12 protein-coding genes are annotated in these 14,780 nt (G+C 57.0%); 3 read left to right on the forward strand and 9 right to left on the reverse strand.

Annotated elements, in window-relative coordinates; genetic code table 11:
• Nucleotides 1–10: 10 nt before the first annotated feature.
• The 6 genes from BLLJ_RS09695 to BLLJ_RS09715 form a co-directional block, all read right to left on the reverse strand.
• Complete coding sequence (locus tag BLLJ_RS09695) at nucleotides 11–1,681, reverse strand: glycoside hydrolase family 13 protein (RefSeq protein ID WP_007057512.1); 1,671 nt, start codon at nucleotides 1,679–1,681, stop codon at nucleotides 11–13.
• 100 nt (nucleotides 1,682–1,781) lie between these two features.
• On the reverse strand, nucleotides 1,782–2,606 hold the full coding sequence (locus BLLJ_RS09700; protein ID WP_007054607.1) for a carbohydrate ABC transporter permease: 825 nt from the start codon (nucleotides 2,604–2,606) through the stop codon (nucleotides 1,782–1,784).
• Between the two features lie 2 nt (nucleotides 2,607–2,608).
• Nucleotides 2,609–3,520, reverse strand: a complete 912-nt coding sequence (locus BLLJ_RS09705) for a carbohydrate ABC transporter permease (protein ID WP_007057508.1) — start codon at nucleotides 3,518–3,520, stop codon at nucleotides 2,609–2,611.
• A 132-nt stretch (nucleotides 3,521–3,652) separates the two neighbouring features.
• Entirely contained in the window at nucleotides 3,653–4,978 is a 1,326-nt protein-coding gene (locus tag BLLJ_RS09710) for an ABC transporter substrate-binding protein (protein WP_007054609.1), read from the reverse strand.
• Nucleotides 4,979–5,224: 246 nt separating this feature from the next.
• Nucleotides 5,225–6,343 carry a glycoside hydrolase family 172 protein gene (locus tag BLLJ_RS10765; protein ID WP_007054610.1) on the reverse strand — a complete coding sequence of 373 codons (1,119 nt, stop codon included), beginning with the start codon at nucleotides 6,341–6,343 and terminating at the stop codon, nucleotides 5,225–5,227.
• Nucleotides 6,344–6,404: 61 nt separating this feature from the next.
• Nucleotides 6,405–7,733: an ABC transporter substrate-binding protein gene (locus BLLJ_RS09715; RefSeq protein WP_007054611.1), complete on the reverse strand. Its 1,329-nt coding sequence runs from the start codon at nucleotides 7,731–7,733 to the stop codon at nucleotides 6,405–6,407.
• A 207-nt stretch (nucleotides 7,734–7,940) separates the two neighbouring features.
• Between BLLJ_RS09715 and BLLJ_RS09720 the strand changes: the two genes are divergently transcribed.
• Both BLLJ_RS09720 and BLLJ_RS09725 read left to right on the forward strand, forming a co-directional pair.
• On the forward strand, nucleotides 7,941–8,969 hold the full coding sequence (locus BLLJ_RS09720) for a LacI family DNA-binding transcriptional regulator (protein WP_013583019.1): 1,029 nt from the start codon (nucleotides 7,941–7,943) through the stop codon (nucleotides 8,967–8,969).
• Between the two features lie 117 nt (nucleotides 8,970–9,086).
• Nucleotides 9,087–10,106 carry a LacI family DNA-binding transcriptional regulator gene (locus BLLJ_RS09725; protein WP_012472085.1) on the forward strand — a complete coding sequence of 340 codons (1,020 nt, stop codon included), beginning with the start codon at nucleotides 9,087–9,089 and terminating at the stop codon, nucleotides 10,104–10,106.
• A 58-nt stretch (nucleotides 10,107–10,164) separates the two neighbouring features.
• Here the strand turns inward: BLLJ_RS09725 and BLLJ_RS09730 are convergent, their stop codons facing one another.
• From BLLJ_RS09730 to BLLJ_RS09740, 3 genes are read right to left on the reverse strand one after another with little or no spacing between them, the layout of a single operon-like run.
• A complete protein-coding gene (locus BLLJ_RS09730; RefSeq protein WP_007051830.1) occupies nucleotides 10,165–11,031 on the reverse strand; it encodes a carbohydrate ABC transporter permease in 867 nt (288 codons plus the stop codon).
• A gap of 18 nt (nucleotides 11,032–11,049) precedes the next feature.
• Nucleotides 11,050–11,979, reverse strand: coding sequence for a carbohydrate ABC transporter permease (locus BLLJ_RS09735; RefSeq protein ID WP_007051829.1), 930 nt, complete (start codon nucleotides 11,977–11,979; stop codon nucleotides 11,050–11,052).
• A 21-nt stretch (nucleotides 11,980–12,000) separates the two neighbouring features.
• Entirely contained in the window at nucleotides 12,001–13,290 is a 1,290-nt protein-coding gene (locus BLLJ_RS09740; RefSeq protein WP_007051828.1) for an ABC transporter substrate-binding protein, read from the reverse strand.
• Nucleotides 13,291–13,463: 173 nt separating this feature from the next.
• Here BLLJ_RS09740 and BLLJ_RS09745 point away from each other — a divergent pair, with 173 nt between their 5' ends.
• A complete protein-coding gene (locus BLLJ_RS09745) occupies nucleotides 13,464–14,672 on the forward strand; it encodes an ROK family transcriptional regulator (RefSeq protein WP_013583020.1) in 1,209 nt (402 codons plus the stop codon).
• The last annotated feature ends 108 nt before the right edge of the window (nucleotides 14,673–14,780 follow it).

A 14,780-nucleotide genomic window follows, 5' to 3' on the forward strand; every position in this document is an offset into this window, starting at 1 on the left:
TTCAATGAGATTATGCTGGCAAGGCCCAGACGGTAGCAGCTGGAGGAACGCTCTCGACCTGAGTGTTCGCCTGCACAGTCGCGTCAGACACAAGTAGCACGGTCATCGGCTGCGGCAAGGCGACTGGTTGACTGTCAGAGAAGTTCGCCATCACAACCATGCCGGACGGCAAGCGCCAACCAAGCAGCGGCGCCGGACACTCTTCGTTGGTAAGCCACGAGAACTGGAAGTCCGTGCCGTTGGCCACCCACTGTTTGCGCAATGCGACAGCAGCACAATACAGGTGCAGGACGGAAGCCCCGTCACCAATCTGACGATTAGTGGCATACTGCGCAAACCATGCCGGCTGGGGCAGCCACGAAGCACCGGTGGCATTGAAGCCGAACGCCGGGCCGTCTGACTGCCACGGCAGCGGTACGCGGCAACCGTCGCGCCCCTTGAAATAATGACCGGAACGTTCCCAATTGGGATCCTGAATTTCATCTTCGGTCAAATCAAAGTCCTCCGGCAAACCAAGCTCTTCACCCTGATACACAAAGGCGGTACCTGGCAGGCCGAGCATCACCAGCGCTGCTGCACGGGCACGACGAGCGGCGAGCGCGGGGTCAATCGGCGGATTCGTGCCGTTGGACGTCACCCACTGCTCGATGTTTGCACCGCTCGGCAGTCCGAGACGCGAGGCGATACGTGGCACATCGTGGTTGCCGAGCACCCAGGTGGGGGCGGTTTCGGCAGCGAGAGCATAGCGATGCGTGCGCTCAATCGTGGTGCGGTATTCTTCGCGATTCCAGGCGGCCTTTGACATGGAGAAGTCGAATACGGCACCAAGTTCATCAGGCTTGGCGTATTGGAAAATACGGGTGGTGAATGGCGACCACGATTCGCCGACCGCATACTTGGCTGGCGTGTACTGATTGAACAGGTCGCGCCATTCACGGTAGATATCATGCACGGCGTCGCGGTCCCAGAGCGGATCGGAGCCATCGGTAGCCTGTGGAGACATCAGTGTCGGGTCGATACGGTCGCGCAGCGGCTCACGCAGGTCTTTGGCCAGACCGTGCGAGACATCGATGCGGAAACCGTCCACACCGCGATCGCACCAGAATGTGAGTACACGCAGGAACTCATGCCGCACCTCGGGATTGTCCCAATTGAGGTCCGGCTGCTCCTTGGCGAACAGATGCAGGTAGTACCAGCCGTCTCCACACGACTCCCATGCGGAACCGCCGAAGTTACTCAGCCAGTTGGTAGGCGGCAATTCGCCGTGCTCCCCCTTGCCCTGCCGGAACACATACCGTTGTGCCGCTTCCGATTCCGGACCTTGAGCCAGGGCCTCTTGGAACCAACGGTGCTGATCGGACGTGTGGTTCGGCACGATGTCCACGATGATGCCGATACCGCGTTCGTGCGCTTTGGCCACTAATTCGTCGAACTGATCGAGTGTGCCAAGGCGGGGATCCACATCACAATAGTCGGCAACATCATAACCTCCATCCGCCAGCGGCGATGGATAGAATGGAGAAAGCCAGAGCGCGTCCACCCCGAGCGCCTGCAGATAGTCGAGACGATCGATCACGCCTTGGAGATCACCGTTGCCGTCTCCATTGGCATCGCTGAATGAGCGGGGGTAAATCTGGTAGATGACGGCGTCGCGCCACCAGTCATTGTTGGTGAAAGTCATATCGTTCCCCTGTCCGATTGCTCGGTACGTATGGTTTTACCAGTATGGCCGCACGAAACACTGTTCCGGCGGCCATACCCTACATCCTCTTGCCTTCGGATCAGCCCTTAACCGAGCCGGCAAGCATGGCGCGGATGAAGTAGCGCTGGAGGAAGATGAACAGGATCATCGTCGGTGCCATGATGAGCAGTGCGCCCGCGTTGAGCAGCACCACGTCGGTCTGATACTGGCCAACGAACGACTGTAGGGCACCTGCCATCGTGCGCTTGTTCGGGTCGTTCTCCAACACCACAGCCAACAGGAACTGGTTCCAGGTGGCCAGGAAGGTCAGAATACCGAGCGAGGAGATGGCTGGCAGTGCCAACGGCAGCTGAATGGAACGGAACGTGCGCAGATGGCCTGCACCATCGATGGATGCGGCTTCGATCAGATCACGCGGCATCTGCTCGAAGCAGGAGCGCATCCACACAATACCGAACGGAATATTCAGGCCGATGAGCGGCAGGATCAGGGCAAGACGGGTATTCAGCAAGCCCATGCCACTGATCTCGTAGTACAGCGGAGTGACCAAGGTTTCGAACGGAATGGTCAGACCGACGAGGAACAGCACGTAGATCAGGCCCTTGCACGGCACCTTGAGCTGAGCGAAGGCATAACCGCCGAGCGAGCAGAAGATCACCACGCAGGGCACGACCACGATCACCAGAATGCAGCTGTTGAGCAGCAGCGGGGTGATGTTTGCCATGTTCCAGGCGTCGATGAAGTTCTCCCAGTGCGGGTGGGCAGTGAACTGGATACCTTCGGGCATGGAACCTTGCGGCTGCAATGCCGCGGAGAGCATGCTCAGGAACGGCAGTACGCAGAAGAGGACGGTCAGAGCGAGCATCGCCGTGCCGGTGATGCGAACGGCTTTGGATTGCTGCATGGTCACTGCTCCTTTCCGTTGACCAGACGCTGCAGAGGTCCGACGACCAGCAGCACGAGAATCATCAGGGTGACGGCGAGTGCGGAGGCCAAGCCAACGCTCTGCTGGGTGAAGGCCAAGCGGTAGACCTGCACGCCGGGCACCATGGTGGAGGTGCCGGGGCCGCCCTGAGTGGACATGTACACCACGTCGAAGCTGGCGAGCGCGGAGATGATGGTCATGGTCAGGCATACGCCGATTTGGCCGCGCAGACCGGGCAACGTGATGGAGAAGAGCTGACGCCACCAGCCGGCACCGTCAAGACTTGCTGCCTCGTACAGGGACTGGTCGATGCCGCCGATGCCCGAGAGCAAGAGCACCACACAGAAGCCGAGCTGCAGCCAGAAACCAATCACGCCTACCGCGTTCAGGGAGGTGGATTGGTCGCCGAGCCACACGTGGGCGAAGTCGCCGAGGCCTACTGCGCGCAGCAGCTGATTGGCGGTGCCCTTGTCGGCCAGCATCCAGGTCCAGGCCACACCGGCTGCAGCGCCTGGGATAACGCGCGGCAGGAACAGGCAAACCTGCGCGAAGGAACGACCGACCTTGGACTTCATGTCTTTGATGAGCACGGCAATGATCAGGCCGAGCACAATCGGGATGATGGAGAAGAAGATGATCAGGTAGAAGGAGTGCAGAATCGATCCGTACAGATCGGGGTCGGTGAACACGGTGATGTAGTTTTCGACACCGATGAAGGTGCTAGCATCGATACCGTTCCACTCGTAGAACGAGTACCAGATGGTCTGAATGATCGGCCACAACTCGAAGGCGATGTAGAACACAAGCGCCGGAGCGAGGAAAAGCAGGCTGACCAGACCGAGGGACATATTGCGCTTGGGCTTGACCGCCTTGGCTGCCTTATGGGAATCCATGATTGTCACCACGCTTTGCTGGTTTGGTGTGAACTGGGAATCGAACATCGCACACAACGTCGTGCGCGCGATGGGAAGGAACCAGGCGGAGCGGGAAAAAGGGAAGAACACTCCGCCCGGTAAGTGCAAGGGTTACTTGACCTCCTTCTCGTACTGAGCCTGAATGGATTCGACGAATGCCTTGGGGGTCATCGTGCCGTCAATCAGGGACTGGAAGCCGGGGATAATGGCGCTGGCCTGCATACCTGCGGTGGCGTTGTTGATGTAGTCGGTGGTGTTACCGGTCTTCACCAGACCTTCGTAGGCGGTAAGGACCTGGCCGAGAAGCTGGTTATCGGTGCTCGGAGTCTCGCCTTCGCCGACCGGCGGGTAGCCGTTGTCAACTGCGATCTGGCGGGCTTCGTCGGACTGGAGGAAGTCGAGGAAGGCGGCTGCAGCGTTCTTGTTCTTGGCGTTGGCCGGGATACCGAAAGCGGTCACGGCGTTGGCTGCGGCAGAACCGGAATCGGCCTTTTCGCCGGGGAAGGCGATCCAGCCGGCGTCATCGCCAAGTGCATCGTTGATGGAGGCGGAGTACCAGCTGCCGGAGGGGAAGAACAGGGCTTCGCCGTTGCAGAAGCGGCTCAGTGCAGTGGAACCGTCAAGGGCGAGCGCGTCGGAGGAGAAGTAACCGGCATCCTGCCAGTCCTTGATCTTCTGTGCAGCCTTCACGGCACCGTCGGTGTTGAAGGTGGCGCCATCCTTCTGGATAATCCAATCCTGCACGGTATCGCGACCCTCATAGTTGGTGAGCAATGCCTGGTAGATGTAGGAAGTGCCGCCTTCCTTGGCCGGCATCATCATGGCGAGCTTGCCAGCGTCGGAGGCCTTCTTCATATCGGCCTCGAGCTCTTCGACAGTGGCCGGAGCCTCGGTGATGCCGAGTTCCTTGGCGACTTTCTTGTTCCAGTACAGGCCGGTCATCGAGACACCGTCCGGCACTGCGTAGAGGCTGCCGGAACCGATCTTACCGTCGGAGCCCACGCGGTAGACCTGAGTCTGGGAATCCGGCAGCTTCCAACCGTAAGCATCGGCGTAAGCGTCAAGATTGACGACATGGTTGCCACGCACAGCGGAGTTGATGTCGGTGATACGGGCAATGTCCGGGGTGTCGGCGGCGGAGATGATGCGCGGGCCATTCTGCTGGGAGGTGTTGTCCGGATCGTAGGTGGCCTTGATGGTGATGTTCGGGTACTTCTTCTGGAAGGCTTCGATCAGCTGGTCATCAAAGGTCTTCAGGCCAGCGCCGTCCCACAGCTTGAGCTCATACTTGGTATCGCCAAGATCAGTGCTCACCGCTTCGGTTTCGGTGTTGGCTTTGTTGCTGGACGAGCCCGGGCCGCAAGCGGCGACGGATGCCAGGCATGCCACAGACATCAGACCGGCAATAACGGTTTTGGCGGTTCGTTCGATCCTCATTGATCATTCCTTTCTTCCTTCCGGGCGATCCCGGCTATGTCTTCCTTGGCTATCTCGGCTTAGCGTATTTGCTAAGCGCTTATGCATGAGGATAACAGATGTCGAACCGGTTCGTCAAATCCGCAACACGCAAACAAATGGCCGATTCCCGAAGAAATGAGGAAGGCTTGACGTTCCCCATAGGCAAGCACTTCCTTCTCGCGAAATTGCAACATCGGTCCCTTAAATACCTAAGCGCTTATTCATTCACCTAGGATGACGTTTCGAAGGCTCGGGCAGCTCGGGAAAAATTGAATGTGGCTCAATTTGATACCAGTACGCCACGCTAGACACATCATCCTGACGCTCAAATGCACCTTCATATCCTGAACCAATTTGTTGAAGCGTGACTCTAAGCTCACTATCAAACCTGATGGGATCAGGAATATGCCATCGGTACAAGCCACGCATAGGTGGACAATAATCGTCATGATATTGGTTTGCTATAGCCCCATCGCGCACAGAATAAAATGGATATCCTACATATGGGGCACAAAAAGTACGCTCGCGCGTATGACCATCTCGCTGCTCAGCGAAGCTCCATGCACCGCCAAAATAATCTTCGGTGCCGGTACTACACACTGTGGGATAATCGTTATCGCCATCTAGGAAAAACTTAATCTCTCCCTCACCCCACCAATATCGTTGCAACGTAGAAATAGCAAGATATGTGCCGACGTAATGGCCCCGTCCGCTGACTCCATCGAGGATTACATAGTCCTCGCCTAAAGTAGTGATTGGCTGTCTGCGCCATTGCGCATGGAAATAAGCCATTTCACGGGAGGAATACGCATTACCCAATGCATAATCAATCTGATAAAACAAAGCCGGAATAGCATGAGCGTGGTCATTGCGCACTACGATACGTGCCCGTTTACGAAACGGCATCGTGAAATAACAATTCATACCTCGTGTAGGTGCCACCACAATAGGCTCTGAGAACACATCGCAACTTTGTCCAAAGCCGCAACAGAAGAAGTCTCCTAGGGGACATTCCACAGAAGGTCGCTTTTCATCATCCCAATAGATGGCAAGCACCGCATCGCGCAGAACGTATCGATCAGCGTCACTGGTGCGATCCGTAACGGTAAACCACATGTGCCGAATACAACCGGGGCCTTCAATATCTGCCAATGTCACAGACTGCCCGGGAGCAATGTCATTCAAACACGGCTTTCCCTTGCGCGACGGCCCCAACGGACCAGTTTCACGGCAACCAAAACCCTTGGCTCCCGTTGGGTTCTCCGCATTAATCGAACATGTTACTTCGTCGCGGACAGTCGGCAAATCCGATAAAGTTCCCGCGTACGGTCCTGCCATCATCATAGGTTGACTCTCCTCAAATCAAGCGTCGCTAGCGAAAGCGGCATATAAGTTGAAGCTGTTTCTACCGCTTCGCTTCTTTGTCATATTGCGCCTGCACATTCTTTGTGAATTCCTGAGGCGTGATGCTGTTATCCAGCAGTAACTGGAAGTTAGGGATTAGCCCACTTGACTGCATTCCCGCAGTAGCATTATTAATGAAATCGCTAGTATGACCGCTCGTCAGCACGTCGGCATAGGCATCAAACATACTCTGCTGCAATGCGCTATTCGCCTTGAGATCCAAAGTAGATGATTTTGGCAAATAGCCAGAATTGTCAACAATAATCTGTTGCGCTTCGGCACTTTGCGTATAATCGAGGAACGCCGCAGCAGCATCACGGTTCTTAGCATTCACCGGAATACCATAAAATGCACCTGCATTAGCAGCAACGTTCGGCTCATCTTCACTGGTGGCACCCGGGAAAGCAAAGAACTGAACATCATCACCCAGCGCTTTGGCCACAGTATCCAGATTCCAATTACCGCTCGGGAAAAATAGTCCTTCACCATTGCAGAACCTGCTCAGAGCAGTAGAGGCATCCACTGCGTTAACACCTTCAGGCATATATCCCTTGTTATTCCAATCCTGCAAGGTGGACGCAGCGTCCTGCGCCGCCTGATTGTCGAAGGTACCAGATTTCTGCAAAATCCAATTCTGCACATCTTCCGCAGAACTGTTATTAGCCATTAACGCCTGAAAGACAAAAGAGGTACCGCCATCCTTGGCATATGTCATCATCGGCAGTATGCCGGCATCCTTGGCTGTCTGCATATCCGCCTCAAACTCCTCGACAGAGGTAGGAGCTGCATCAATACCTAGCTGCTCGGCAAGCTTGGTATTGAAATAAATGCCAGTCACCGAATAGGAGTTCGGCAATGCGTACAAATCACCGCTGCCGAGCTTGCCATTTGAATCCACTCGATACAATTCAGTCTGCGAATCGGGAACATCCCAGCCGTACGCATCCACATATGCCTCTAAAGACACCAAATGGTTGCCACGAACCGCTGAATTCATGTCGGTGACGCGGGCGATATCCGGCGCATCTTTTGCTGAAATCACACGCGGGCCATTTTGTCCAGAGACATTATCCGGATCATATTGTCCCGTGATGGTGATGTTTGGGTATTTCGCTTCGAACCCGGCAATCAGCGCCTCATCTACAGCCTTCAGACCCGCTCCATCCCACAAAGTCAGCTCATATTTTTTATTACCTAAATCAGTGCTGACCTCAGTAGGATTTGTATCACTTCGTGAGCTACTTGCCGAGCCGGGACCACATGCAGTCAGACTTCCAGCGATAAATATCGCAGCAAGCGCCGCGCCGCTGTTACGCATAATCCTATTCATCGGTTACCTCCTTGCATCCTCATCATATGCAATCGATATTTCTCTTTACTGTCACCATTTTTCGGCGGCAATAAAATATATTTGCGATATCGATTACGCACATCGTACATCTTTTTGCGGAACCCGTCAACCTTGCATCACACCAATGGTGGCCTTAACTTCAAAATCCAGATACAATACAATCGATTACGCAATGCAGGAGATCCCATGAGCGAACCAACAATCTATGAAGTAGCCAAGGAGGCTGGAGTCTCTGCGGCGACCGTATCTCGTGCAATCAACGGACGTGACCGCATATCGGAAACTACTAGGCAAAAGGTATTTGATGCATGTGCAAAGTTGGGGTTTTCAGCATCGAAAACAGCCTCCATGCTGCGAACGGGAAAGACAAATCGTATAGCACTTACCGTAGGTAACTCACTGGCTGGCTGGTTCAGTTCACAACTAGCCGAAGGCGTATATTCCGTGCTCGCATCCCAAGGATATGACTTGCTATCATACCGACTTGCAAACGCCGATCAAAGACGCGATTTCTTTTCCTCAATGCCAGTGAAGCGCAACGCAGACGCGGTCATCATCTCCTCCTTCGACATCAGCGAGACAGAGAGGCGAACCTTAGAACAACTCGGTATGCCAGTCATCGGTGTCAACACCATCGGGCTTACGGAACAGCGAGATATGATTTCCATCGGCGTAGACGAAATTATAGCAATGCGACAAACCGTTCATCAGCTCGCAGGACTGGGACATCGCAATATCGCCTTTATCTGCAAGCAGCAAGACAGTAACGGATTCATATGGGAAGCTGACCAACGTATAGAAGGGTTCCGTCTTGGCATGGCGGCTGAGGGACTCAACTTGCCCGACGGATACATCATCGCAGTACAGGACAACGAATTTGCCGGAGCAGAGGCACTCAGTAGCCTGCTCGCACTCTCCCCTCGCCCAACCGCCGTATGCTGCATCAGCGACGAGAATGCCATTCCTCTAGTCCATGCGCTTCGCTCATACGGATTCCGCGTACCTGAGGACATATCCGTCATCGGATTCGATGACTGGCCAATGGCACAAGCGCTCAATATATCAACCGTTCGGCACGACCCTCGGTCCTACGGAGCATTAGCGGCAGATGCCGCAATCCGATTATCACGAGGCGAAATTCTGACAGAAAGTTGCATCGTTGTTCCCACGACGCTCATGTTGCGCGGCACCACAGGCCCAGCACCTCGAGATTAAACATCGACAACGTCCGCATTTGATGATGTGCATATCATTATTGCAACAGCGAAACAACAGGTACCAGCCAGAGGAAGGACGACCGGGTAACAGCCACAAGGCGGCCACCCATTCACCATGAAACGCGCGACCATCAACGACGTAGCTCTCACGGCCGGAGTCTCAACTTTTACCGCATCCCGCGCTTTGCGAGGTAAGGATCACGTGGCAGCAGCTACGCGGGATAAGGTGCTGAAAGCGGCCAAAGAGCTGAATTACACCGCGTCTCGCTCGGCGGCGGCGCTGGCAAGCGGACGCACCAATCGCATTGCCATGCTGGCTCGCGAACGGCTGGCCGGCTGGTTCATGGGCGAATTATTCGACGGGCTGTATGACGAACTGAGCCGCGCACGCTATGACTTGACCGTATACCGAGCCGGCAGCGTCGAGGAGCGTGCGGAATTCTTTACTCGGCTGCCAGCCAATCGTAACGCCGACGCCCTCATCGTATCCGGATTTTCCGCCACCGATGAGGAAGCCGACACGTTGGCCAGCATGGGTATGCCCATCGTCTCGGTGAATTCGCCGTATATCAGCTGCTGCCAAGCCTCCGTGGCCATTGATGACGAGGCGGCCGAAGCCATGGCAGTGCGTTATCTTGCGGCCCTCGGGCATCGTCGTTTCTGCTATGTGGGGCGCACCGATCCGCTGACCGGCAAGGAATGGGGATTCGATGCACGCGCACGCGGATACAAAGATGAGATAGTCTCGCTTGGCCTCACCGACTGCGGCATCCACTTCATCGACTCGGAATCACCACGCTCGGCCAAACAAGTCATCGCCACCATGCTCGCGCAGCCTGAGCGGCCGACCGCTATCTGCGTGTGGTCTGACTACTACGCATTGCGCGTGGTACATGAGTTGCAGGCAATCGGAGTACGAATCCCCGAAGACGTTTCGGTCTTTGGCTTTGATGGGTCCGACGTGGCGGAATCCATTGGATTAAGCACCATGGTGCCAACTCCCCCGCGCGAAATCGGACAGATTGCCGCGCGCAAGGCACTGAATTTGGTTGAGGGGAAGACCTTGGACGACCCTCATACGACTGTACCTGTGGCGGTCGAGCCCGGCGCGACCAGTGGGCCAGTGCGGGAATAGGCGATATGGGAAAAGCCCCCCTCGGCGGAAAACCGAAGGAGGCTTGGGTGGAGCTGCACTACTTCACAGCGCCTCGCATGACTCCACCGACGACCCACTTTTGGGCGAAGATGTAGACGATGAGGATCGGGGCCATGGCCATCAGGTAGCTGGAGAAGGCCATCGGGTAGTTGGTGGCGAACTGCGAGCTGAAGACGTACTGGGCGAGCGGGATGGTCTGGTTCGACTGGTCGGTCAGGATGATCAACGGCAGGAGGAAGTCGTTCCAGGCCCACAGTGCGGTCAGGATGGCGATGGTGGCGTTAATCGGGCTCATCAGCGGGAAGATGATGGTCCAGAAAATGCGCCACGTGGATGCGCCATCGATTCGGGCCGCCTCTTCCAGCGAAACCGGAATCGAACGGATGAAGCCAGTGGCGATGAACAGGTTCGTGCCCAGGCCGAGCACCGTGTACAGAATGATCAGGCCGACCTGGTTGTCCAGGTGCAGGGAGCCCATCTGCTTCGCAATCGGCAGCATGACGACCGGGAACGGCACGAACATGGCGGCGATGAAGAAGTAGTACAGGAAGCGGAAGAAGCGCTTGTCCATGTTGCGGGCCACGGCGTAGGCCACGAAGGTGTTGGTCAGCAGGGTGAGCACCACGGCGGCCACCGTGATGATCGCGGAGTTGAGCGCGGCCTTCGGGTAGTTGACCTTGGCGGAGGCGTCGGCGAAGTTGTGCCACTGCCACGAGGTGGGCAGGGCGAAGGTGCCGGCTTCGGCCGGAGTCTTCAGCGCGGTGACGATGGTGAAGTAGAGCGGGATCAGAATGGTCAGGCTCAGCACGGCCACGGCGGCGGTCAGCCACCAGTTGATCTTGTGGTCCCTGCGGAACTTGGCGGGCTTGCCGGACTTGGACGGGGTAACTGTTGCAGTAGTCATTTCTTATCCTCCCCTAAATCAGATCTGTTCCTGGCTGCGGGAGATGCGCAGCTGTACGAAGGCGATGATCGCCAGCACGATGAAGAAGAGCACGGCGTTTGCGGTCTGGTAGGCGTACTCGCCACCGGTCAGGCCACCCTTCCAGATGAGGTAGGTGACGGTTTCGGTGGAGGAGTTCGGACCGCCCTCGGTCAAGGCGACGACCTGATCGAAGGTGCCGAGCGCGTTCTTCATGGACAGCACGAGGTTGATGGTGAAGAACGGTCCGATCAGCGGGAATGTGATCTTCCAGAACTTCTGCCAGGCGTTGACGCCGTCGATGGCGGCGGCCTCGTAGATTTCGTCGTCGATGGTCTGCAGGCCGGCGAGGTAGATGAGTACCGAGTAGGCGATGCCCTGCCAGACGGCGAGGAAGACGATTGGGATCCAGCTGAGTTGCTCATTGGTCAACAGCGAGGTGGACAGCCACTTGATGCCCAGCGCCTTGCCGAGCTCGGGCAGCGGGTTCATGAAGATGTACTTGAACACGTAGCCGATGACCAGCACGGAGAGGGTGTAGGGGATGAAGAAGATGGCTCGGAAGCCATTCTTGAAGGCGATCTTCGAGTTCAGCAGCACCGACAGGAACAGGGCGATCACATTAATCAGCACCGTGATGAGAATGGCGATGAGGAACGTGAACAGGTAGGCATGGCCCACTCGGTTGTCCTGGAAGAGGGCGATGTAGTTCTTCAGGCCGATGAACTTGTAATCGCCGTAGCCCTGCGAGTTGGTGAAGGAATACTTTACGCCATCAAGAAATGGCAGGTACAGGAAGAAGGCGAAGATGATGGCCGCCGGAACCACCATCCAGTAGTAGGCGGGGTCCACTTTGCGGGTGGAGAAGGCGGAGACCTTCTTCTTGGCCGGTTTCTTGGCAGCGGTCTTGGTTGCGGTTGCGTGTGACATGATGTTCTCCTCTCCTACCGATCACTCGAAGGTCCTGGCTTGGACCTTGTCCCATTCGGTCTGCATCTGGTTCAGGAAGCGGTCGGTGTTGCCGGAGGTCACCATGGTCTGCAGGTAGCCGCCGATGTTGATGGACGAAGGAATGTAGTGGTCGCAGAAGTCGGCCAGTCGGTTTTCCTCGAAGAACGGGCGCACGGTTTCCAGCGCATCGTTGCCGAAGTAGGTGTCCTTCAGCGGCGTGATGGCGGACTGGGCGTCGGCGTAGGCGTCAAGCTGATCCTTCTGCATGAGGAACTCGACGAGCTTCATCGCTTCCTTGGGGTGCTTGGTGTTCGCACCGATGGTGAGCATCACGTCGTCGCCGGCGGTGAGGATCTGCTCGCTGGCGTCATCGGTGGCCGGCATCTGGGCGAAACCAAGTTCGATATCGGGGTTGATCAGCAGGATCTGCGGGATGGCGTAGGTGCCGAGCGGGATGATCGCGGCCTTGCCTTGGGCGAAGTTCTGCGTGCCCTGCTGGTAGGTGACGCCGGTGTCCGCAGTGGAGTAGGTGAAGAGCTCGGATTCCTTCTCGACTGCGGTCTTCCACAGTTCCTGGAACGTGGTCTTGCCTTGCTTGAGCTCGGTGTACTTCGATTCGGGAACCAGCGTGCCGGTCAGGGAGGCGAGCGGTGCCTGGGTGGTCCAGGCGTCGGCCACGGAACCCTGCAGCGGGTTGATGCCGGCGTCCTTGAAGGTGTTGAGCATATCGGTGAACTCGCTCCAGGTGGTCGGCGGATTCTCCGGGTCAAGGCCAACCTTGCGGAACAGAGCCTTGTTGTAGATGTAGCCGGAGGCGTTACCCGCGAAGGGCAGGCCATACAGGCGCTTCTTGGAGGAATCGGTGGTCTGCACCAGATTCTTGGCGATCTGCACCATGCCGGGGTTGAGGGTGTCCACAATGGGTTCATCGGTGAAGTCGTAGAACACACCGGAGGCGGCGAAGTTGCCGAAGCTGATGTCGCCGTTGAAGGTGATCACGTCCGGCACACGATTCTTGACGAAACGGGTGCGCAGATCGGTCTGGGCGTTGGCGGAGTTGTTGATGTTGACCTTGATGGTCGGGTTCTGCTTCTCAAAGTCGGCGACCATGGACTTGAACTGGTCGGCGGCCTCGGACTTGAACTGGAAGAAATCCAGCGTGACGGTGCCTGCGGTGCTGGAGCCGCAGCCTGCCAGGCCGAACCCGACGGCGATCGCGCACATCACGGCGGCGGTGCGCACGGCCAGACGCTTCAGTCTAGGCGTTGCATGTGGGGAATCGGACAGCATAATTGTTGACTCCTTTATCTTTCTTTTCCTCCGGCTTCGGTGCCGGCGGTTCTTCCACTTTCCAAGGTAACGGTTCGGCCATTTCATTCCCAGCGCCAGCGAGCCCACTTGCGCAAGCAACAAAAAGCGCGGTATTTTGTGATTAACGCAATAAATACAGCGAAGGGGCTTGCATGTCTGATGTCAACGCGATTCCACAGTGGTTTTCCGGATCCGAGCATACGCATCGCGTGGCGGCGGCAATTGCCCAATACGGGCCGATAGCCCGCACTACGTTGGCACAGATGCTGGGACTGAGCCAAGGGGCCTTGTCCCGCATCACCAGCGATCTGATCTACGCCGGGGTGATCGAGGAGCTTCCGGCCGAGGCCGGCCCGTCAGGCAAGCTGCCCGAGCGATTCACGCCAAGGGAAAGTTCGGATCGTCGCGGACGCCCGCAGACTTCGCTGGTGTTGTGTTCGAACGCACGCACCTTCATTGGTGTCAAGGTTCATGGGATGTCGATTGTGGCCGCTGCGGTGAACGCGCATGACGAGGTGGTGTCCGGCCGGCACGAGGTGCCGATCGGGGCGGATCAGTCGGCTGAGTATGTGGTGTCGGCCATCACGCGGCTGGTGCGCGAATGTTCCGCCGATATCGCCTCTTCCGGACTGCCCTCCCCCACTGCGGTGGGCGTTGCGGTAGGTGGGCATGTGGTCGACGATTCGATTGTGACGTTCGCGCCGTTCCTGCATTGGGACGGGGCCACGGACTTGGGGACGATGGTCACAGAGGCGACCGGCCTGCCGTGCGGGGTGTTCAATGATATCGATTCTCTGCTGGTGGATGCCTCCTGGTTCGGGCCGGGTGTCGGCGTGGATATGTTCGCCGTGGTGACCATCGGCGTGGGTGTTGGTTATTCGCTGGCCGTGAACGGCAAGCCAGTGCAGTACCCGGATAAGAGCTATGGTCTGGTGGGCCACGTGCTTATCGATCCGGAGGGGCCGCGCTGCACCAGCGGACATATCGGCTGTTCACAATGCTTGACTGACGATTCGATCGCCGAACAGTACTCTGCGATTGTGGGTCGCGCGGTCAGTTTTGAGGACTTTGCGCGCGATGCCAAGGGACGCGTGCCGCAGGCCACGCAGTTGGTGAACCGGACGTGTTTCCGGTTGGGTTCGCTGGTGGCTACGGTGGCGAACATCGCGATGCCCGGACATGTGATGATTGCCGGGGAGTCCGCGTTTTTGGCCAAGCTCGGCACCGATTCGCTGCGCGATGGCATTCGTTTCTACCGTCACAGCCAGACCCAGCCGGTCAAGTTCACGATTATGGACCACGACTGGCAGCTCTGGGCCAAAGCCGCCGCCAGTCGCGTAATCGTGAAGCATATTGGGTAGGCCGTTCTTGGCTCCCCTCAGAGAGGGAAGCCAAGAACGTTGCTTCGCCACAGTTACTCCGCCACGACCAGCAATTACGGACTTGCCTATCGGCAAGGCTCAATCCCA

This window comes from Bifidobacterium longum subsp. longum JCM 1217 (assembly GCF_000196555.1).
In the GTDB taxonomy this organism is placed as follows: Bacteria; Actinomycetota; Actinomycetes; order Actinomycetales; family Bifidobacteriaceae; genus Bifidobacterium; species Bifidobacterium longum.